Source organism: Mesorhizobium sp. M0998 (assembly GCF_040318885.1).
In the GTDB taxonomy this organism is placed as follows: domain Bacteria; phylum Pseudomonadota; class Alphaproteobacteria; order Rhizobiales; family Rhizobiaceae; genus Mesorhizobium.
This window is the reverse complement of record NZ_JAMYND010000011.1, coordinates 69302-88324: the sequence shown is the minus strand read 5'-3', so window position 1 is coordinate 88324 and position 19023 is coordinate 69302. Positions and strand designations below refer to the sequence as shown.

The following is a 19023-nucleotide window of genomic DNA, read 5'->3' as shown; positions in this document are numbered from 1 at the left end:
GCTACACGTTGTTCAGAAGGTCATCTCCCGGCGCGAAGCCAGGATTTTTTGCAGGACGGTACAGTCGATATCCGCCGGAACCGGGCGTTCGCCAGTGACGAGAGGCAGGAATTCGGTGTCGGGAATGTCGAGGAGCCTCTCATATTGGTCGATTTCGTCGCCGGTCAAGGCGCCGATCTCGGCATCGGCGAAGCTGCCGAGTATAAGGTCCATCTCGCGCATGCCGCGGTGCCACGAACGAAACAGAAGCTTGCGGCGGCGGGCATCGAGCCCCTCGCTTGATCGTTTCGTTCCGGTCATCTTGCAACATCCTTGCCCAGGCGGCGCATATAGCGTGGATAGAAGGCGGTGTCAGCCTTGCGCTACAGTCGCCGCAACATAAGCTGACATCATGCGTCCCTCCCTCCTCGATCCGCTGTTTGTCCCGATCACCTCGCTTGCCGGGGTCGGGCCAAAAGTTGGCGCCCTGATCGAAAAAGTCGTAGCAGCCGACCTCGGCGACCGGGCCGCGCGCGCCGGGGATCTCTTGTTCGTGCTGCCGCATACTGTCATCGACCGCCGCAACCGGCCTGGCATCGCCGGCTCGGCGGAAGGCGCCATCGTTACGCTCGACGTCCGCATCGACCGCCACCAGCCGCCGCCACGCGGCAACAGGTCGGTCCCGTACCGGGTCTACGCCCATGACGACACCGGCGAGATCGCGCTGACCTTCTTCCATGCCCATGCCGCCTATCTCGAAAAAGCAATGCCCGTAGGCGAGCATGTCGTCGTCTCCGGCCGCATGGAATGGTTCAACGGCCGCCCGACCATGGTTCACCCCGACCATATCGCACTTGCCGGTGACGCGGAAAACCTGCCGCTGGTCGAGCCGGTCTATCCGCTGACCGCCGGGCTCTCGGGCAAGGTGCTGCGCCGGGCCATCGGCCAGGCGCTGGCCCGCCTGCCGGTGCTACCCGAATGGCAGGACGGTGAGTTCCGGCGCCGCCATGCCTTTCCTGCTTTCAGCGATGCGCTCAACCGCATCCACAATCCTGCCGACCCGATCGACGTCTCTGTCGACGGCGCAGCGTGGCGGCGCCTTGCCTATGACGAGTTCTTGGCCGGCCAGGTATCGCTGGCGCTGGTGCGGGCCAAGGTCCGCCGATTATCTGGCCGGCCACTCGTCGGCGACGGCCGCATAGTCGAACAACTGCGCGTGGCACTCCCCTATTCGCTGACCATGTCGCAGGAAATGGCGCTTGCCGAAATCAACGCCGATCTCGGTGACCCCGAACGCATGCTGCGCCTTTTGCAGGGCGATGTCGGCTCCGGCAAGACGGTGGTCGCGCTGCTTGCCATGGCGCGTGCCGTCGAGGCCGGCGGCCAGGCGGCATTGATGGCGCCGACCGAAATCCTGGCGCGCCAGCATCTGGCAACGATTGCGCCGTTGGCGGAACGGGCCGGCCTGCGTGTCGCCGTCCTCACAGGTCGCGAAAAGGGCCGCGAGCGTGCCGACACGCTGACCGGACTGGCCAATGGTGACATCGACATCGTCGTCGGCACCCATGCGCTGTTCCAGGAAACGGTGACGTTCCGTGACCTCGTGTTCGCCGTCGTCGACGAGCAGCACCGTTTCGGCGTCCACCAGCGCCTTGCCATTACCGCCAAGGGCGACGCGCCCGACATGCTGGTGATGACGGCAACGCCGATACCGCGGACGCTGGTGCTGACTGCATTCGGCGACATGGATGTGTCGAAGCTGACGGAAAAGCCGGCCGGCCGCCAGCCGATCCGCACCGTCACCTTGCCGCTTGAACGGCTCGACGAACTGATCGGACGCATGCTCGACGCCGTCGCCGATGGCCAGAAAATCTACTGGATCTGTCCGCTGGTCGAGGAATCCGAGGAGATCAAGCTGATGTCGGCCGAGGACCGTTTTGCCTCGCTGAAGCCGCTGTTCGGCGACCGCGTCGGCCTGGTGCATGGTCGCATGAAAGGCGCCGACAAGGACGAGGCGATGCGCGCCTTCAAGCAGGGCGACACCCGTATCCTGATCGCCACCACCGTCATCGAGGTCGGCGTCGATGTGCCGGACGCGACGATCATGGTCATCGAGCATGCCGAGCGTTTTGGCCTCGCCCAACTGCACCAATTGCGCGGCCGGGTCGGGCGTGGCGACAAGCCTTCATCGTGCGTGCTGCTCTACAAGGATCCGCTCGGCGAGACGGCAAAACGCCGTTTGTCGGTAATGCGCGAGACCGAGGACGGCTTCCGTATCGCCGAAGAGGATCTGAAGCTGCGCGGCGAAGGCGAGTTGCTCGGCACCCGCCAGTCCGGCACGCCGGGCTTCCAGGTGGCGCGCATCGAGGCGCATGCCGACCTGCTCGAGGCCGCTCGCGACGATGCGCGGCTGATCCTGTCGCGCGATCCGGAATTGCAGTCCGAACGCGGCACGGCGCTGCGCCTGTTGCTCTATCTGTTCGGCCGCGACGAGGCCGTGCGGCTCCTGCGTGCCGGCTGAGGCATCGTGTCGAGCGGCGGATTGGCAAGCGCGCCGTGGATCTGCTCGCCATTCACCGTCACCATTTTGACCGCCGGCGCCACCAAGCCGGCCGACACGATCAGCTTGGCTCCGTCCTCGATTGTCATGTCGAGCAGCACAATGTCGGATTTCGGCACATACATCAGAAAGCCCGTCGTCGGGTTGGGCGTACATGGCATGAATACGGCAATCAGCGGATCGCCTTCCCGGTCGAGCTTCTGGTTGATCTCGGTTTCCTTCTCGCTGGCGACGAAGACCAGCGACCAGACCCCTTTGCGCGGATATTCGACCAACCCGACCTGGCGGAACATGTCGCCCTTGTTCGACAGCACGGTCTCGAAAATCTGCTTCAGCGAACGGTAGATGCCGCGCACCAGCGGCATGCGGCCAAGCAGGCGCTCGCCGAAATTGACGATGGCGCGGCCAACGATATTGGCGGTCATAAAGCCGATGAAGGTGATGAGGATCAAGGCAACGATCAGCCCAAAACCCGGCACTGGAAACGGCAGGTAGGTGTCCGGATTGTAGCGTACCGGAATGTAGGGTTTCACCCAGGAATCGACCCAACCGATCAGCGACCAGGCAATGTAGGCGGTAATCGCCAGCGGCGCGCAAACGACGAAGCCGGTCAGGAAATAGTTTCTCAGCCGGGTCATGCCTGAGGTCTTGAGAGCATCCGACATGGTTCACCGCAGCGTGTGTTTGCAGCGCGACACTACTGAACCCCAAGGCGCTTTGGAATGGCGAAGTTTTTAAAAGATCAACTATGCCGCGGCTTCCAGCGGTTCGATCTTCTCGAGCTCCGGTGCGAGTTTCTTCGCCTCGGTTTCAAGTTCATAAGCCTGCTGAAAATTCATCCAGAATTCCGGCGTGGTGTTGAAGAGCCTGGCGAGGCGAAGCGCGGTATCAGGAGTCAGGCCGATCTCTTCCTTGGCAATGCGTTCGATACGGGTACGAGGAAGATTGAGCTTCTTCGCCAGCGCACCGGCACTCATACCGAGCGGGACGAGATATTCCTCGCGCAGGAACTCTCCGGGGTGAATTGGACGTACGAACTTGAGCATGGTTCAGAGACCTCAAGGGTTTAGGGCAAGTGCCCGCTCAATGGTAGTCGACGATCTCCACCTCTTCGGCGCCAGCGTTGGTCCATTTGAAGCAGGCATTGGTCGTTGATACGAATTGAATGCTGCCCAGCTCTGCTCCCTTCAGGGCTTCAAGGCGATTTCCGGGTGGCGATCGTTCAATTGTCCGGCGTTTTCGATCGCTCGAAGACGACGTTCGCCACGGGCAACCAGATCCGGTGGAAAACCTTTCGGTGCCTTCCCCTCGGCAACCGCTTCCACCGCTTTGCCTTTGAACGAAACGATCAACTTGGACCCTATCGGTAGCCGTTTGGAACCGATCATTCCACCGTTACCGATTTCGCCAGATTGCGCGGCTGGTCGACATCCGTGCCCATGAACACGGCGGTGAAATAGGCGAGCATCTGGATCGGCAGTGCGTAGATGATCGGTGAGATGATTTCCGGCACGTCCGGCAAAACGATCGTCTCCATCGTCTTCACCGTGGCGTGCGCGGCGCCCTTGCTGTCGGTGATCAGGATGATCTTGCCGCCGCGCGCCGCCACCTCCTGCATGTTCGAGACGGTCTTTTCGAAGATACGATCATGCGGGGCGATGACGATGACGGGCATGTTCTCGTCGATCAGCGCGATCGGGCCGTGTTTCAACTCGCCGGCGGCATAGCCTTCGGCGTGGATATAGGAAATTTCCTTGAGCTTCAGCGCGCCTTCCAGGGCCAGCGGAAAATTGGTGTCGCGGCCGAGATAAAGCACGTTCTTGTAGTGCGAGAGGTCGCGCGCGATCTTTTCGATCTGCCCGTCGAGCTTTAGCACCTGGTTGGCATAACGCGGCGCTTCCGACAGCTCGCGTATCAGCGTTTTCTCCTGCTCCTGCGAAATCGTTCCGCGCGCCACGCCGGCCCGCACCGCCAGCGAGGCCAGCACGGAAAGCTGGCAGGTGAACGCCTTGGTCGAGGCGACGCCGATCTCCGGGCCGGCCAATGTCGGCAGGATGACGTCGGATTCGCGCGCCATGGTCGATTCGCGCACATTGACGACCGCGCCGATCTTCATGCCGGCCTTGCGGCAGTAGCGCAGCGACGCCAGCGTGTCGGCGGTCTCACCCGATTGCGAGATGAAGAAAGCGGCATCGTTCTTCGACAGCGGCATCTCGCGATAGCGGAACTCCGAAGCGACATCGATGTCGACCGGCAGCCGCGCATAGCGCTCGAACCAGTATTTGCTGATCAGCCCGGCGAGATAGGCGGTGCCGCAGGCCGAGATCGCCAGCCGGTCGACCTTGGCGAAATCGAACGGCAGGTCGAGCGGCTTCGAGACGCCGCCGACGAAATCAACATAATGCGCCAGCGTGTGCGAGATCACTTCCGGCTGCTCATGGATCTCCTTTTCCATGAAATGGCGGCGGTTGCCTTTGTCGACCATGAAGCTCGTGCTGAGCGACTGTTGGCGTTTGCGGTCGACCTTGTTGCCGCCCATGTCGAAGATATCGACCTCGTTGCGGCGCACCACCGCCCAGTCGCCGTCTTCCAGATAGGTGATCGAATTGGTGAAAGGGGCAAGCGCAATGGCGTCGGAGCCAAGGAACATCTGGCCGTCGCCATGACCGACCGCGAGCGGCGGGCCATTGCGCGCGCCGACGATCAGATCCTCGTCGCCCTTGAACATGATGGCGAGCGCAAAGGCGCCTTCCAGCCGCTTCAGCGCCTTGTGCGCCGCCTCAACCGGCTTCAGCCCCCTGGCCAGTTCGCGCGCCACCAGATGCGCGACGACTTCGGTATCGGTCTGTGAGGCGAAGCTGTAGCCGTCGCGCATCAGCTCGTCGCGCAATTCGGCGAAATTCTCGATGATGCCGTTATGGACGATGGCGACGCCGTCGGAAAAATGCGGATGCGCATTGCTCTCGTTCGGAACGCCATGCGTGGCCCAGCGCGTGTGGCCGATGCCGATCATGCCGTCGAGCGGTTCGTCCTTCAGCAGGCGCTCGAGATTGACCAGCTTGCCCTCGGCGCGGCGGCGGTCAAGCCTGCCGTGCTCGATCGTGGCGACGCCGGCCGAGTCATAGCCGCGATATTCGAGCCTTTTCAGCGCATCGACGATAAGCGGCGCGACCGGCGAGTCACCGACAATTCCAACGATACCGCACATGGCGCTTGCCCCCGATTCCGACCTCAAACCCGGCGCTATTTAGAGACTGCCGGGCTGTCGCGAAAAATCACATTCCATTTCGTCCGGTATCAGCCGGACTATCCTGCACAGATGCACCATGACAGGGCGCACTTGCAATCCGGTTACTGCAATTGCTCAGTTTCTCCGCTTATGTATCCTATCTCGGCTCAACGGCTCCAGAAATCAGTCAAAGACATGATGCGGCTATGAACGAACGAAATTGACACGGTGACGCTTTGGCGTCCGGTTGGTCCCCGCGAACTGGAGTTGATCCAGAGGGCAGGGATGCGCGCCTTTCCTCCTCGACTTGCCGATCAGCCGATCTTCTATCCGGTTACCAGCGAGGCCTATGCCACCCAGATCGCCCGAGACTGGAACGTGCCCGCGAGCGGATCAGGTTTCGTGACGCGTTTCGAGGTGCGTCGCAGCTTTCTGGACCGTTACAGCGTCCAGCATGCCGGCAGCCGGGCGCATCTGGAATACTGGATCCCGGCCGAAGACCTGTCGGCCTTCAACGATGCAATCGTTGGCGAAATCCAGCTTGTCGCCGAGTTCCGCTAGTCTACCCTTTTTTGCGGGCCGCCGCGGCCTGAGAAAAACGCTCTCGCAACTCCTTGCCCTTGCCGGGTAGAGTCCGCTGGCGGGCGCGGCCGAAAGCCAGCGCATCGTCGGGTACGCTTTCGGTAATGACGCTGCCCGAGGCGATGTAGCCGCCCTTGCCGATCGACACCGGCGCCACCAGCGAAGAGTTCGAGCCTATGAAGGCGCCCTCGCCGATATCGGTGAAGAATTTCGAATAGCCGTCATAATTGCAGGTGATGGTGCCGGCGCCGATATTGGCGCCGGCACCGATGCGGGCATCGCCGATATAGGTCAGATGGTTGACCTTCGCGCCCTCCTCGACGATCGCCTGCTTGACCTCGCAAAAATTGCCGACCTTGGCCTTGGTTCTCAGATCGGCCCCGGGCCGCAGCCGCGCGAACGGCCCGACATCGCAATCCGACGCGATGGTGGCGCCTTCGATATGGCTGAAGGCATGGATCTTGACCCCCGTCGCGATTTTCACGTCCGGCCCGAACCAGACATTGGGTTCGACGATCGTATCGGCGCCGATCTCGGTGTCGTGCGAGAAGAACACAGTTTCGGGCGCGATCAGCGTAACGCCAGAAAGCATCGCCTCGCGCCGCCGGCGCTGCTGCCAGATACCTTCCGCCTGGGCAAGCTCGGCACGGTTGTTGATGCCGAGCGCGTTCTCGAAACTGGCTTCGGTGGCGACGACATCAAGTCCCTGGGCAGCGGCGATCTCGACGATGTCGGTGAGATAATACTCGCCCTTGGCGTTCTTGCTGCCGACTTGATCGAGCAGCTTCAGCGCGTGCCTGCCGGCGACCGCCATCAGCCCGCCATTGCAGAAGGTGATCTTTTTCTCCTCGTCCGAGCAGTCCTTCTCCTCGCGGATGGCCACGAGCTTGCCGGCCTTTTCGATAAGCCGGCCGTAGCCCGAAGGATTTTCCGTACGGAAGCCGACCACGACGACGGCCGCACCTTCCGCCAGCTTCAGCCTCGCCGCCGCGAGCGCTTCCGGATCGATCAACGGCGTGTCGCCAAACATCACCAAGATATCGTCATAACCTTTTGATATTGCTGCACGTGCGGCAAGCACGGCGTGCGCGGTGCCGAGACGTTTTTCCTGAACGAAAGCCTCGGCCCTCGGCGCAAACTTGAGTGCAGCCTTGCGCATCTCATCGGCGCCATGGCCGATCACCAGCGCCAATTCGCCTCTGCCGGCGGCTTCGGCCGCCTTGACGACATGGGCAACCATCGGCAGGCCCGCGATTGTGTGCAGCACTTTCGGCACTGCACTCTTCATGCGCGTGCCTTCACCGGCGGCGAGGATGATGGACAGGCAGGATCTCTGGCTCATGGGGACAGCAACCGTTGAAAGGGGTCTGGAATTGAAGCGTTAGTAGCACCGGCGCCATGCTGCACCAATGCGGTTAAATTCCGGTGAGACGGTGGAACCTCCAACCCGCGACACGCTCAAGCCGATCGGCTCAGGCGGCTTCCGCCTCGTTGCGTGATGCGAAGCTGGGGGCTCGGCCACGGCCGTATTGCCGTGGCGAACAGTTCATGACCCGCTTGAAGGCTGTGCTGAAGGCGCTTTCGGATTCGTAGCCGAGCGAAAGCGCTATGACGGCGACGGGATCGCTGGAATTCGTCAGCCGGTCGCCAGCCAGCAGCATTCGCCAGCGCGTCAAATAGTCCATCGGCGACGCGCCAACCGTCTCCTTGAATCTGAGCGCAAAGGTCGACCGCGACATGCCGGCCCGTTCCGCCAGTTCCTGTAGCGTCCAGCCATGCGCCGGATCGTCATGCATGGCGCTGATCGCCGCGCCGATCTGTTTGTCCGCGAGGGCAAAGAGCCAGCCGATGCCACCTTTCAATCCTTCCGAAAGATGCAGCCGCAGCGCCTGAACCAGCATCATGTGGGCGAGGTGCTGGATCATCAGAAAGCCGCCCGGCTGCGGCTCGCGCAGCTCCTGCATCATCCGCTCCACAGACCAGCGCAGCGCCGACTGGTCCGACTCTTTGCGGATATGCACAATGGCTGGCAGCATCCGCAACAGCATGCCGGCATGATTGCCGCCAAGCGCGAAGCGGCTGCTGACCAGAAAGAAATCACCACCGCCATTGTGGGTCACGACACCGCCGGCTCGCGCAGGCGGAAAAATCTTGACGGCTTCAACAGGCGTCAAGCTCATGTCGCTTGCAAGGCGGAAAGGCCGTCCACTCGGCAGCAGGAAGCAGTCTCCCGTCTCAAGGCGCACTGCGTCAGCAACGCCCTCCACAGACAGCCAGCACCGGCCGGAGACCACCGCTCCGGTCTTGATGCTTTGCTGCTGGTCGGGGAACTGGATCGACCATTCACCACCAGCATCGAAACCGGCCGACATATAGTTTCGCGGCTTCAGCAGCGACAGCACATCTGAAAGGGGATCCACAGGTCATTCCGGACGATTGCGAAGATAATACGGACTTTACCGCATAGATCGTATTTTCTCAAGCGCCTATCACGACACAACTGAGCCGCGAAAATGGTCGTGGCCAGAAACGGACAGGAGAAGTCGTGATGCGTGTTTTCGTTACCGGAGCGACCGGATTCGTCGGTTCTGCCGTCGTTCAAGAACTCATCGGCGCCGGCCATCAGGTGCTCGGCCTCGCCCGCTCGGCGGCGTCGGCCAAGTCGCTTGCAGCCACCGGAGCCGAGGTGCATCGAGGTGACCTCGAAGACCTCGAAAGCCTCAGCAGGGGCGCAGCGGCAGCTGATGGAGTGATCCATACCGGCTTCAACCACGACTTCTCGAAATTCGCGCAAAATTGCGAGATGGACCGGCGCGCCATCGAGGCCTTGGGCGGTGCACTCGAAGGCTCCGAGCGGCCCCTGCTCGTCACCTCCGGGACCGCGCTCCAGGCGCGGGGCCGTATCGCGACCGAGGAAGATGCGCCTGTCCCATCTTCCGCTTCGTATCCCCGCGCCTCCGAAGCGACAGCCGCCGCGCTGGCGGCACGCGGCGTGCGCGCGTCGGTTGTGCGCCTTCCTCCGTCGGTCCATGGCCAAGGCGACCACGCTTTTGTTCCTATTCTCATCGACCTCGCTCGCAAGAAGGGCGTGTCGGCCTATATCGGCGAAGGGCTCAATCGCTGGCCTGCCGTGCATCGGTTCGATGCCGCCCGCGTCTACCGGCTTGCGCTCGAGCATGGAGCCGATGGCGGGCGATATCACGCGATCGCCGAAGAAGGCGTGCCGTTCAAGGACATCGCCGGCGTGATCGGCCGGCGCCTGAACGTGCCGGTCGTCGCCAAGTCCGCGGAAGAAGCCGCCGATCATTTTGGCTGGTTCGCTATGTTCGCGGCGATGGATGTCCCGACCTCGAGCGAACGGACCCAGGCGCTGCTGGGGTGGCAGCCGAGCGGACCCGGGCTGATCGCTGATATCGACCAGCCGGGCTATTTCGAAGGCTGAACAGACCCATGTCGGGCGGCAAACCTATCCCAATTGCCCCAGCACCGGAAAATTCTCGAGCAACCAATAGGATACCGCCTGCACGCCGCCGGTCAGGAAAAACACGCCGGCGACCACCAGCAACGCGCCGATGGCCTTTTCGACGCGGCCGAGATGGACGCGGAATTTCCCGAGAAAGCGCATGAAGGCGCCTGAAAACAGCGCCGCAACGAGGAAGGGAATACCGAGGCCGAGCGAATAGGCGGCGAGCAGCAGCGCGCCCTCGCCCACCGTCTCGCGGCCGCCGGCAAGCGTCAGGATCGGCCCCAGCACCGGGCCGATACAGGGCGTCCAGCCAAAGGCGAAGGCCAGGCCCATGACGTAAGCGGCGATCAGGCTGGCCGGCTTGCCTTGTGACTGGAAGCGCGCCTCGCGTGAAAGCAAAGGGATGCGCAGTACGCCGAGGAAATTCAGCCCCATCAGGATGATCAGCACGCCTGCCGCCATTGCCAGCGGCTCCTGCCAGACTCGCAGCAAATGGCCGATGGTCGAGGCGCCGGCGCCGAGCGCGACGAAGACGGTCGAGAAGCCGAGCACGAAGGCGATTGAGGAATTAATCAGCGCGCCTCGCGCGCCGGCCTTTGCCGTAATGCCGGCCTCGCCGCGGAAATCGTCGACCGACACGCCGGCCATATAGCACAGGTAAGGCGGCACCAGCGGCAGCACGCAGGGGGACAGGAAGGAAATTGCTCCCGCCCCGATCGCACTGACATAGCCGACGTCCAATGCCATTTCCGTCTCCCGATGACTGCGCAGCCATATAGCCGCGACAACAGCCGTCCGCCAATCACCATCGCGTGGCCCCATCACATTGGGTAGCAAGTCGGCGCCCGCCCGGGAAGAAAGGGCAGCCAGGCAGCGTTGATCAAACGAAACTGCGTTGTTCCGCACGCTTTTCGAAATGACCCAGGAAGAAGTCCATGAAAACGATCGCAATTGGCATGGCCGCGCTTTTGCTCGGCACTGCCGCATCCTTCGCTGCTGAGGCGTGGAAGGAAGCGGAGGTCGGCGGCACCAAGATCTACACCGACGCCAGCGGCATGACGCTCTACACCTACGACAAGGACGAGGCGGGCAAGTCGAACTGCTACGACAAATGCGCCGCCAATTGGCCGCCGCTGAAGGCTGACGCCAACGCCAAGGCCGAGAGCGAGTGGACGATCGTCGACCGCACCGACGGCACCAGGATGTGGGCCTACGAAGGTAAGCCGCTCTACACGTTCATCAAGGACAAGAAGGCCGGCGACGTGACCGGCGAGGGTGTCGGCGGCGTCTGGCATATCGCCAAGGCCGACTAGGCCTTGAGCTTCTAATCGACTGTAACAGGCAGTAACACGGCTGGTCGCTGGGAACTCGACCCAACCGCCCCGGCGGCCAGCTTTTCAGCACGGTACTTCCTTGCGACTGTCCGAGCAAAATGCCGGGCTACCGATTGCGCGCTTTACAGCATCTGTTCAAGCAGGGCTGGCGCGTGCTCGATGTTTCTCTTATATCCGCGGGAGAGTTTGTCCCGTTCTCCAGGATCAATTGCCGGGTTTGTCCAGCGATAGGCTGCTCATTTCCCTTGTCCAGGATTGCGGAAATCGCATGGCGCGCCGTTGGGTTGCGCATTCGGTACAGGGCCGCATTTTGACTGCTTGGCCTTGACCGGATGCAAAAGCGCGGCCATGTGAGCGACACATTGAACGAGATTTCGTCGCGCGCAGCGGAATTCTTCTGCCGCATCACAACTGATATGAGACCGTATGGACGTCGTCGTCGTCGAATCGCCGGCCAAGGCGAAGACAATCAACAAGTACCTCGGCAAGAACTACAAGGTTCTGGCCTCGTTCGGCCATGTCCGCGATCTGCCGGCCAAGGATGGCTCGGTGCGTCCGGATGAGGACTTTGCCATGTCCTGGGCCGTCGACACCGCGTCTGGAAAGCGTCTCGCCGATATCGCCAAGGCGGTCAAGGACGCCGACGGGCTGATCCTCGCCACCGATCCGGACCGCGAGGGCGAAGCGATCTCCTGGCATGTCCTGGAAGTGCTGAAGCAAAAGCGCGCGTTGAAGGACAAGCCGGTCAGCCGCGTCGTCTTCAACGCCATCACCAAGGCGTCCGTGCTGGAGGCGATGGCCAATCCGCGCCAGATCGACGCGCCGCTGGTCGATGCCTATCTCGCTCGCCGCGCGCTCGACTATCTGGTCGGCTTCACGCTGTCGCCCGTGCTGTGGCGCAAGCTGCCCGGCGCCCGCTCCGCCGGCCGCGTCCAGTCGGTGGCGCTGCGTCTGGTCTGCGACCGCGAATCCGAGATCGAGCGCTTCATCCGCGAGGAATACTGGCAGGTCGCCGCAATTCTCGGTACGCCGCGCAAGGATAATTTCGAGGCGCGGCTGACCGCCTTCGAGCGCAAGAAGCTGCAAAAGCTCGACATTTCCAACAAGGCACAGGCCGACGACATCAAAGCGATGCTCGAAGGCGCCAGCTTCAAGGCGGCGTCGGTCGAAGCCAAGCCGACCAAGCGCAATCCCGGGCCGCCCTTCACCACCTCGACGCTGCAGCAGGCAGCCTCATCAGGCCTCGGCTTTTCGGCCAACCGCACCATGCAGGTGGCTCAGCGGCTCTATGAGGGCATGGAGATCGGCGGTGAGACCACCGGCCTGATCACCTACATGCGAACCGACGGCGTGCAGATGGCGCCGGAGGCGATCTCTGCCGCGCGCGATGCGATTGCCAAGGAATTCGGCCCTAAATACCTGCCTGAAAAGCCGCGCTACTATTCCGCCAAGGCCAAGAATGCCCAGGAGGCGCACGAAGCGATCCGTCCGACCGATTTCATGCGCACGCCGGCTTCCGTCAGGCAGTATCTCGACGCTGACCAGGCGCGGCTTTACGAGATGATCTGGAAACGCGCCATCGCCAGCCAGATGCAGCCGGCCGAGATAGAGCGCACCACGGTCGAGGTCGAGGCCATCAACGGCCCGCGCACCGCCGAGCTTCGTGCTGTAGGCTCCGTTGTTCGCTTCGACGGCTTCCTTGCCGCTTACATCGAGCAGAAGGAAGAAGATTCGGAAGACGAGGAAAGCCGCCGCCTGCCCGAGATCCGTGCCGGCGAGCAGCTCACACGCGAGGCGATCAACGCCACCCAGCACACCACCGAGCCGCCGCCGCGTTATTCGGAAGCTTCGCTGATCAAGAAGCTGGAAGAGTTGGGCATCGGCCGGCCGTCGACTTATACGGCGATCCTGAAGACGCTCGAGGATCGTGACTATGTCACCATCGACAAGCGCAAGCTGGTGCCGCAGGCCAAGGGCCGGCTATTGTCGGCCTTCCTCGAAAGCTTCTTCGAGCGTTATGTCGAGTACGACTTCACCGCTTCGCTGGAGGAAAAGCTCGATGAGATTTCCGACGGCAAGCTCGCATGGAAGGACGTGCTGCGCGATTTCTGGAAGGATTTTTCCGGCGCCGTCGCCGACATCAAGGAGTTGCGCGTCACCGACGTCCTCGATGCATTGAACGAGGAACTGGCGCCGCTGGTCTTTCCCGCGCGGGAAGACGGTTCGAACCCGCGCATCTGTCCGAAATGCGGTACCGGCAACCTGTCGCTGAAGCTCGGCAAGTTCGGCGCCTTCGTCGGCTGTTCGAACTATCCCGAATGCTCCTTCACCCGCCAGCTCGGCGACGCCGCCAATCCCAATGGCGAGAACGGCGGTGGTGAAGACGGCACCAAAGTGCTCGGCAAGGACCCCTATACCGCCGAGGAGATCACGCTGCGCAATGGCCGGTTCGGCCCCTATATCCAGCGCGGCGACGGCAAGGATGCCAAGCGCTCCAGCCTGCCCAAGGGCTGGACGGTCGATTCGATCGATCACGAAAAGGCGCTCGCCTTGTTGTCGCTGCCGCGCGACGTCGGCAAGCATCCGGAATCCGGCAAGATGATTTCGGCCGGGCTGGGGCGCTACGGGCCGTTCGTGCTGCATGACGGCACCTACGCCAATCTCGACAGCATCGAGGACGTGTTCTCGATCGGCCTCAATCGCGCCGTCTCGGTGATCGCCGAGAAGCAATTGAAGGGCAAAGGCGGCCGCAATGGCGGCACAGCCGCTGCGCTCAAGGAACTAGGCGAGCATCCTGCCGGCGGCGGCAAGATAGTCGTGCGCGACGGCAAATACGGGCCTTATGTGAATTTCGGCAAGGTCAATGCGACGCTGCCGAAGGGCAAGGATCCGCAATCGGTGACGATCGAGGATGCGGTGGCGCTCATTGCGGAAAAGGAAGCCAAGGGCGGCAACGGCGCCAGGAAGCCCTTCCGCAAAGCGGCCGCGCCTGCGAAGAAACCGGCTGCGGCCAAAAAACCGGCGGCCAGGAAAAAGGGATAGGACGGGTTGGCGCGCAAAGTCTCCGGAAGAAGCCACGGCGATCTGCGCACCGCCGATACCCGTGCCAAGGTCAGGGACAATTACCGGCCTTCACGCGACGAGATACTGCGTTACATCGCCGAAAATCCGGACCGCGCCGGAAAACGCGACATCGCCAAGGCGTTTGCGCTGCGCGGCGAAGACCGTATCTGGCTGAAGGACGTCTTGCGCGACCTGCAGGATGAAGGCCTGCTGACCAAGGAGCGCAAGCGGCTTGCCCGTGTCGGCGCCCTGCCCCACGTCGCGGTGCTCGACATCTTCGGCCGTGACGCCGACGGTGTGCTGCTGGCGCACCCGACCGAAGCGATTGGCAATGGCGAACCTCCGGTCATAGCGATCCGCGTGTCGCGCGGCGGCAATGGCCCGACGCCGGGCATCGGCGACCGCGTGCTGGCCAAGACCTTTCCGACCGACGATCCGGCGGGTCCGGCCTATACGGGCCGGGTGATGAAGATATTCGAGAAGCGCACCGATGCGGTTCTCGGCGTTTTCCGTGTGCTGAAGGACGGCACGTTCCGCATCGAACCGGTGGAAAGGCGTCAGCCGGAGCTGGTCGTCGACAAGGAATTCCAGAACGGCGCCAAGAACGGCGACCTGGTCGAGGTCGAGCCGGCACGGGCCTCGCGCTACGGGCTGCCGCGAGCCAAGGTTCTGGCGGTGTTGGGGTCGCTGACCAGCGAAAAGGCGGTCTCGATGATCGCCATCCACGCACACGACATTCCGCATATTTTCCCCGCCGACGTCATCGCCCAGGCGGAGGCGGTCAAGCCGGCGACGCTTGCCGGCCGCGAGGATTGGCGCGAGCTGCCGCTGCTCACCATCGATCCGGCCGATGCCAAGGATCATGACGACGCGGTGTTCGCCATGCCTGACACCGACGAGAAGAACGCCGGCGGCGTGATTGTCACCGTCGCCATTGCCGATGTCGCTGCATACGTGCGCTATGGCACGGCGCTCGATCGCGAAGCGCTGAAGCGCGGCAATTCGGTCTATTTTCCCGACCGAGTCGTACCGATGCTGCCGGAGCGCATCTCGAACGACCTCTGTTCACTGCGCGAGGGCCAGGATCGTCCGGCGATAGCGGTGCGTATGACTTTCTCGGCCGATGGCCACAAACTCAGACATTCCTTCCATCGCGTCATGATGAAGTCTGCGGCGAAACTCGCCTATCAGCAGGCGCAAGCGGCGATCGACGGCGCACCGGACGACACGACTGGCCCGATCCTCGATACGGTGCTGAAGCCGCTATGGGACGCCTACGCGATCCTGAAGCGCGGCCGCGACACCCGCCAGCCGCTCGAACTCGATCTGCCCGAGCGCAAGATCCTGCTCAAGCAGGACGGCACCGTCGACAAGGTCGTCGTGCCGGAGCGGCTCGACGCGCACAAACTGATCGAAGAGTTCATGATCCAGGCCAATGTCGCCGCCGCCGAGACACTCGAGGCGAAGCGCCAGGCGCTGGTCTACCGCATCCACGATGCGCCCTCGCTCGCCAAGCAGGAATCGCTGCGTGAATTCCTGCAGACGCTCGGCCTGTCGCTGGCGCGCGGCGCGCAAATGCTGCCGAACCAGTTCAACGGCATCCTCGCTCGCGTGCGCGGCGCCGATAATGAGGGGCTGGTCAACGAAGTGGTGCTGCGCTCGCAGAGCCAGGCCGAATATTCGCCCGCCAATATAGGCCATTTCGGCCTCAACCTGAAGCGCTACGCGCATTTCACCTCGCCGATCCGTCGCTATGCCGACCTGATCGTGCATCGTGGGCTGATTGCCGCACTCGGCCTTGGTCCGGGGGGCCTGACGCAGGACGAGGCGGAGCGGCTGGAAGAGGTCTCGGCGCTGATTTCGGCGACCGAGCGGCGCGCGATGGCCGCCGAGCGCGACACGGTCGACCGGCTGATCGCCGCCTATCTCGCCGAGCGCATCGACGACCGTTTCGACGCCCGCATCTCGGGCGTCACCAAATCGGGCCTGTTTGTCCAATTGCCGCAGTACGGCGCGGATGGCTTCATTCCGGTTTCAACCCTGGGCGGCGACTACTATATATACGACGAAACTGCTCGATCGCTTTTCGGAGAACGCACCGGCAAGGGCTATCAGCTTGCTGATCGCGTCGAGGTTCGCCTGATCGAGGTGGCGCCGATGGCCGGCGCGATGCGTTTCGAGATGCTGACCGAGCCCAAGCCGCTGCCCGGCTCCAAACGGTCGTTCCACAAGGCCAAAGGCCGCGCCCGGGCGTCGCAATCGCGTCCAGGCTCGCGCGGCAGGAGACGGTAATGCCAACAGAACTGCAGGTGGAAGAACGGATTTTCGGTGGCGAACATCACTCGGGCCGGACCGCCCGGCCGCTATGGACAGCAATGAAGCGCGGCATGCTCGGCCGCTGCCCGCATTGCGGCGAGGGCAAGCTGTTTCGCGCCTTCGTCAAGACCGTCGACAAATGCGATCATTGCGGCGAGGAGCTCCACCACCATCGCGCCGACGACCTGCCGGCCTATCTCGTGGTCGTTATTGTCGGCCACATCGTGCTCGGGGCCTTCATGGGTGTCGAGGCGACCTCGACGCTGTCTACCTGGCAGCACATCGCCATCTGGGTGCCATTGACCATCATTCTGGCCGTCGTCCTGCTGCAGCCGGTCAAGGGCGCTGTCATCGGCCTGCAATGGGCGTTTTATATGCACGGCTTTGGCGGTGAAGAAGATCTGATCGAGTCGCATCCCGAGGCTTGAAACCGAGGCTGGCGCAATCGGCATGGCTGGACGCCACTTTCGCATCGGAGAAGATTCCGCTAGGTCGACCGCATGGACGTTATGACCAAGGCGGAAGTCGACAAGGTTGAGCGGATCGCGCTCGAGGCCAAGCCTATACGCCCGCGCGACGCCGCGACGCTGATCCTGCTTGACCGCAAAGGCGACGAATTCCTGGTGCTGATGGGCCGCCGCCACGCCGGTCATGCCTTCATGCCGGGAAAATTCGTGTTTCCCGGCGGCCGCACCGATCCGGCCGACAGCCGCATCTCGACAGCCACCGCACTTCATCCCGAGGAAGAAGCGAGATTGACCGCTGGCATCGGTCGCACCAGCCCGGCTCGCGCCCGCGCCATTGCCTTGTCGGCAATCCGCGAAACCTATGAGGAGGCCGGCCTGCTGATCGGTCAAAAAGGCGTGTTCGCAACCGCCAGGCGCGACTGGCAGGGCTTTGTCGAACACGGCGTCATCCCATCACTGCAAGCGCTGCGCTTCGTCGCACGCGCCATCACCCCGCCCAACCGGGTGCGCCGCTTCGATACGCGCTTTCTCGCCGCATGGCGCGACGATGTCGCCGTTGAACGGCCGGGTGGCGGTCCGACCAACGAGTTGGAGGACGTCGTTTGGCTGCCGCTGGCCAAGGCCAGGCAAGCCGATATTCCAGACATCACGCGCACCGTCCTGGAGGAACTGGAAACGCGGCTCGCCTGGGATCCGCTGCTGAGCCCCGGCAGTCCCGTGCCGTTCTACCGGCTTGTCCGCAATCGCTTCGTCCGCGAAATTCTCTAGAGCAGCCAGGCATTCCATGACAGTCGATACCCAGCCGCAGGGCAAGGAACGCGTACACTGGCTGCCGATGGTCGCGGCGATCTCGTCGATCAGCGTCGTCGGCATTGCCATCGGCCTTGGCATGCCGCTGCTCAGCGTGATCCTGGAAACGCGTGGCCATTCCGCGTCGATGATCGGTCTCAACACCGCGGTCGCCGGCCTCGCCTCTATCGCCGGCGCGCCGCTCGCCACCCCGCTTGCCATGCGGTTCGGGGTCGCCTGGACGATGCTTGCCATGATCGCCGCCGGGGCGCTGGCCTTTGTCGGTTTCCATTTCGCGCCAGCTTTCTGGATGTGGTTTCCGCTGCGCGTGCTGCTGCATATCGCGCTGACGGTGCTGTTCATCCTGTCGGAATTCTGGATCAGCACCTCGGCGCCGCCACACCGGCGCGGACTGGTCCTCGGCATCTATGCCACCGTGCTGTCTCTCGGCTTTGCCGCCGGGCCTTGGCTGTTCGCCCATCTCGGCAGCAGTGGCTTCCTGCCCTTCGGCGTTACCATCGCCTTGGTTACGCTCGCTGCCATACCGGTCCTGGCGGCACGCAACGAGAGCCCGACGATCGTCTCGGACGGCGAAACCAGCAATTTCCTGCGTTACATCTGGCTGGTGCCGACGGCGACCGCGGCCGTGCTGGTGTTCGGCGCGGTCGAGACCGGCGGCTTTGCACTGTTCCCGGTCTACGGTAGCCGCATCGGCTACTCAGAGGCGGACGCCGCCCTTTTGCTCACCATGATCGGGCTTGGCAACGTGCTGTTGCAGATCCCGATCGGCATGATCAGCGACCGCGTAAGCGACCGTCGCTATCTGCTGATGGCCTGTGCCACCGTCGGGCTTGCCGGCACGGTCTTCATGCCGTACTTCGCGCAGAACTGGCATTTGATGGCAGCGCTTCTGTTCGTCTGGGGCGGTGTGGTCGCTGCCATGTACACAATCGGCCTGGCGCATCTCGGCTCGCAGCTTTCCGGCCACGAATTGGCCTCCGCCAACGCCGCCTTCGTGCTCTGCTACGGCGTCGGCATGGTGCTTGGCCCGCAGGCGATCGGCATCGGCATGGACGCTTTCGGGCCGTCGGGCTTCGGTTGGGCGCTCGGCCTGTTCTTCGCCTGCTATATCGTGCTGGTCGGCACCAGGCTGCTCCGCAAAATCCTCTGAGTCGGCCCAGCTGCCGACATCGCTCCCACTGCTGACCAACTCCTGACACAACCATGTCAGGAGGGCT

General features: G+C 63.0%; 16 protein-coding genes and 1 pseudogene. 9 read left to right on the top strand and 8 right to left on the bottom strand.

Features of this window, described 5'->3' with window-relative positions:
- Positions 1-12: 12 nt before the first annotated feature.
- Positions 13-300, bottom strand: a complete 288-nt coding sequence (locus tag NKH59_RS13030; protein WP_352471754.1) for an FAD assembly factor SdhE — start codon at positions 298-300, stop codon at positions 13-15.
- Between the two features lie 91 nt (positions 301-391).
- Here NKH59_RS13030 and recG point away from each other — a divergent pair, with 91 nt between their 5' ends.
- Positions 392-2500 (top strand): ATP-dependent DNA helicase RecG, encoded by a 2109-nt coding sequence (gene recG, locus NKH59_RS13025; RefSeq protein ID WP_352540631.1) that lies wholly within the window; start codon positions 392-394, stop codon positions 2498-2500.
- On the opposite strand, the gene NKH59_RS13020 is transcribed toward recG, so the two are convergent.
- The 4 genes and pseudogenes from NKH59_RS13020 to glmS all read right to left on the bottom strand — a co-directional run bounded on the left by NKH59_RS13020 (position 2452) and on the right by glmS (position 5747).
- The gene (locus tag NKH59_RS13020) at positions 2452-3204 is read right to left on the bottom strand and encodes a DUF502 domain-containing protein (RefSeq protein ID WP_023680026.1); all 753 of its coding nucleotides are present in this window, start codon (positions 3202-3204) and stop codon (positions 2452-2454) included. The genes recG and NKH59_RS13020 overlap by 49 nt on opposite strands.
- An 81-nt stretch (positions 3205-3285) precedes the next feature.
- Positions 3286-3585 carry a HigA family addiction module antitoxin gene (locus tag NKH59_RS13015; RefSeq protein ID WP_352540632.1) on the bottom strand — a complete coding sequence of 100 codons (300 nt, stop codon included), beginning with the start codon at positions 3583-3585 and terminating at the stop codon, positions 3286-3288.
- A 37-nt stretch (positions 3586-3622) separates the two neighbouring features.
- A pseudogene (locus NKH59_RS13010) lies at positions 3623-3891 on the bottom strand (type II toxin-antitoxin system RelE/ParE family toxin).
- Between the two features lie 32 nt (positions 3892-3923).
- Positions 3924-5747, bottom strand: coding sequence for a glutamine--fructose-6-phosphate transaminase (isomerizing) (gene glmS / locus NKH59_RS13005; RefSeq protein WP_352540633.1), 1824 nt, complete (start codon positions 5745-5747; stop codon positions 3924-3926).
- Positions 5748-6035: 288 nt separating this feature from the next.
- On the opposite strand from glmS, the gene NKH59_RS13000 reads away from it, so the two are divergent.
- Positions 6036-6329 carry a hypothetical protein gene (locus NKH59_RS13000; protein WP_352471802.1) on the top strand — a complete coding sequence of 98 codons (294 nt, stop codon included), beginning with the start codon at positions 6036-6038 and terminating at the stop codon, positions 6327-6329.
- A 1-nt stretch (position 6330) separates the two neighbouring features.
- Here NKH59_RS13000 and glmU read toward each other — a convergent pair whose 3' ends face one another.
- Both glmU and NKH59_RS12990 read right to left on the bottom strand, forming a co-directional pair.
- Complete coding sequence (glmU, locus tag NKH59_RS12995) at positions 6331-7692, bottom strand: bifunctional UDP-N-acetylglucosamine diphosphorylase/glucosamine-1-phosphate N-acetyltransferase GlmU (protein WP_352540634.1); 1362 nt, start codon at positions 7690-7692, stop codon at positions 6331-6333.
- Positions 7693-7822: 130 nt separating this feature from the next.
- Positions 7823-8770 (bottom strand): AraC family transcriptional regulator, encoded by a 948-nt coding sequence (locus NKH59_RS12990; protein WP_352502464.1) that lies wholly within the window; start codon positions 8768-8770, stop codon positions 7823-7825.
- A 128-nt stretch (positions 8771-8898) separates the two neighbouring features.
- Here NKH59_RS12990 and NKH59_RS12985 point away from each other — a divergent pair, with 128 nt between their 5' ends.
- Complete coding sequence (locus NKH59_RS12985; RefSeq protein ID WP_352540635.1) at positions 8899-9792, top strand: SDR family oxidoreductase; 894 nt, start codon at positions 8899-8901, stop codon at positions 9790-9792.
- A 24-nt stretch (positions 9793-9816) separates the two neighbouring features.
- On the opposite strand, the gene NKH59_RS12980 is transcribed toward NKH59_RS12985, so the two are convergent.
- On the bottom strand, positions 9817-10563 hold the full coding sequence (locus NKH59_RS12980) for a cytochrome c biogenesis CcdA family protein (RefSeq protein ID WP_352471765.1): 747 nt from the start codon (positions 10561-10563) through the stop codon (positions 9817-9819).
- Between the two features lie 188 nt (positions 10564-10751).
- Between NKH59_RS12980 and NKH59_RS12975 the strand changes: the two genes are divergently transcribed.
- From NKH59_RS12975 to NKH59_RS12950, 6 genes are all read left to right on the top strand, one after another.
- Positions 10752-11129, top strand: a complete 378-nt coding sequence (locus NKH59_RS12975) for a COG4315 family predicted lipoprotein (RefSeq protein WP_352540636.1) — start codon at positions 10752-10754, stop codon at positions 11127-11129.
- A 447-nt stretch (positions 11130-11576) separates the two neighbouring features.
- On the top strand, positions 11577-14192 hold the full coding sequence (topA, locus tag NKH59_RS12970; protein WP_352471768.1) for a type I DNA topoisomerase: 2616 nt from the start codon (positions 11577-11579) through the stop codon (positions 14190-14192).
- Positions 14193-14198: 6 nt separating this feature from the next.
- Complete coding sequence (rnr, locus tag NKH59_RS12965) at positions 14199-16505, top strand: ribonuclease R (RefSeq protein WP_502898793.1); 2307 nt, start codon at positions 14199-14201, stop codon at positions 16503-16505.
- A complete protein-coding gene (locus NKH59_RS12960; protein ID WP_023679976.1) occupies positions 16505-16957 on the top strand; it encodes a DUF983 domain-containing protein in 453 nt (150 codons plus the stop codon). The genes rnr and NKH59_RS12960 overlap by 1 nt, the downstream gene beginning before the upstream one ends.
- Before the next feature lie 72 nt (positions 16958-17029).
- Positions 17030-17764, top strand: coding sequence for an NUDIX hydrolase (locus NKH59_RS12955; RefSeq protein WP_352540637.1), 735 nt, complete (start codon positions 17030-17032; stop codon positions 17762-17764).
- A gap of 16 nt (positions 17765-17780) precedes the next feature.
- Positions 17781-18956 carry an MFS transporter gene (locus NKH59_RS12950; protein ID WP_352502459.1) on the top strand — a complete coding sequence of 392 codons (1176 nt, stop codon included), beginning with the start codon at positions 17781-17783 and terminating at the stop codon, positions 18954-18956.
- Positions 18957-19023 lie beyond the last annotated feature (67 nt).

Coding starts and splice junctions, on each gene's coding strand:
- NKH59_RS13030 (WP_352471754.1), bottom strand. CDS start 300: ATGACCGGAACGAAACGATCAAGCGAGGGGCTCGATGCCCGCCGCCGC.
- recG (WP_352540631.1), top strand. CDS start 392: ATGCGTCCCTCCCTCCTCGATCCGCTGTTTGTCCCGATCACCTCGCTT.
- NKH59_RS13020 (WP_023680026.1), bottom strand. CDS start 3,204: ATGTCGGATGCTCTCAAGACCTCAGGCATGACCCGGCTGAGAAACTAT.
- NKH59_RS13015 (WP_352540632.1), bottom strand. CDS start 3,585: ATGCTCAAGTTCGTACGTCCAATTCACCCCGGAGAGTTCCTGCGCGAG.
- glmS (WP_352540633.1), bottom strand. CDS start 5,747: ATGTGCGGTATCGTTGGAATTGTCGGTGACTCGCCGGTCGCGCCGCTT.
- glmU (WP_352540634.1), bottom strand. CDS start 7,692: ATGAGCCAGAGATCCTGCCTGTCCATCATCCTCGCCGCCGGTGAAGGC.
- NKH59_RS12985 (WP_352540635.1), top strand. CDS start 8,899: ATGCGTGTTTTCGTTACCGGAGCGACCGGATTCGTCGGTTCTGCCGTC.
- NKH59_RS12980 (WP_352471765.1), bottom strand. CDS start 10,563: ATGGCATTGGACGTCGGCTATGTCAGTGCGATCGGGGCGGGAGCAATT.
- NKH59_RS12975 (WP_352540636.1), top strand. CDS start 10,752: ATGAAAACGATCGCAATTGGCATGGCCGCGCTTTTGCTCGGCACTGCC.
- topA (WP_352471768.1), top strand. CDS start 11,577: ATGGACGTCGTCGTCGTCGAATCGCCGGCCAAGGCGAAGACAATCAAC.
- NKH59_RS12960 (WP_023679976.1), top strand. CDS start 16,505: ATGCCAACAGAACTGCAGGTGGAAGAACGGATTTTCGGTGGCGAACAT.
- NKH59_RS12955 (WP_352540637.1), top strand. CDS start 17,030: ATGGACGTTATGACCAAGGCGGAAGTCGACAAGGTTGAGCGGATCGCG.
- NKH59_RS12950 (WP_352502459.1), top strand. CDS start 17,781: ATGACAGTCGATACCCAGCCGCAGGGCAAGGAACGCGTACACTGGCTG.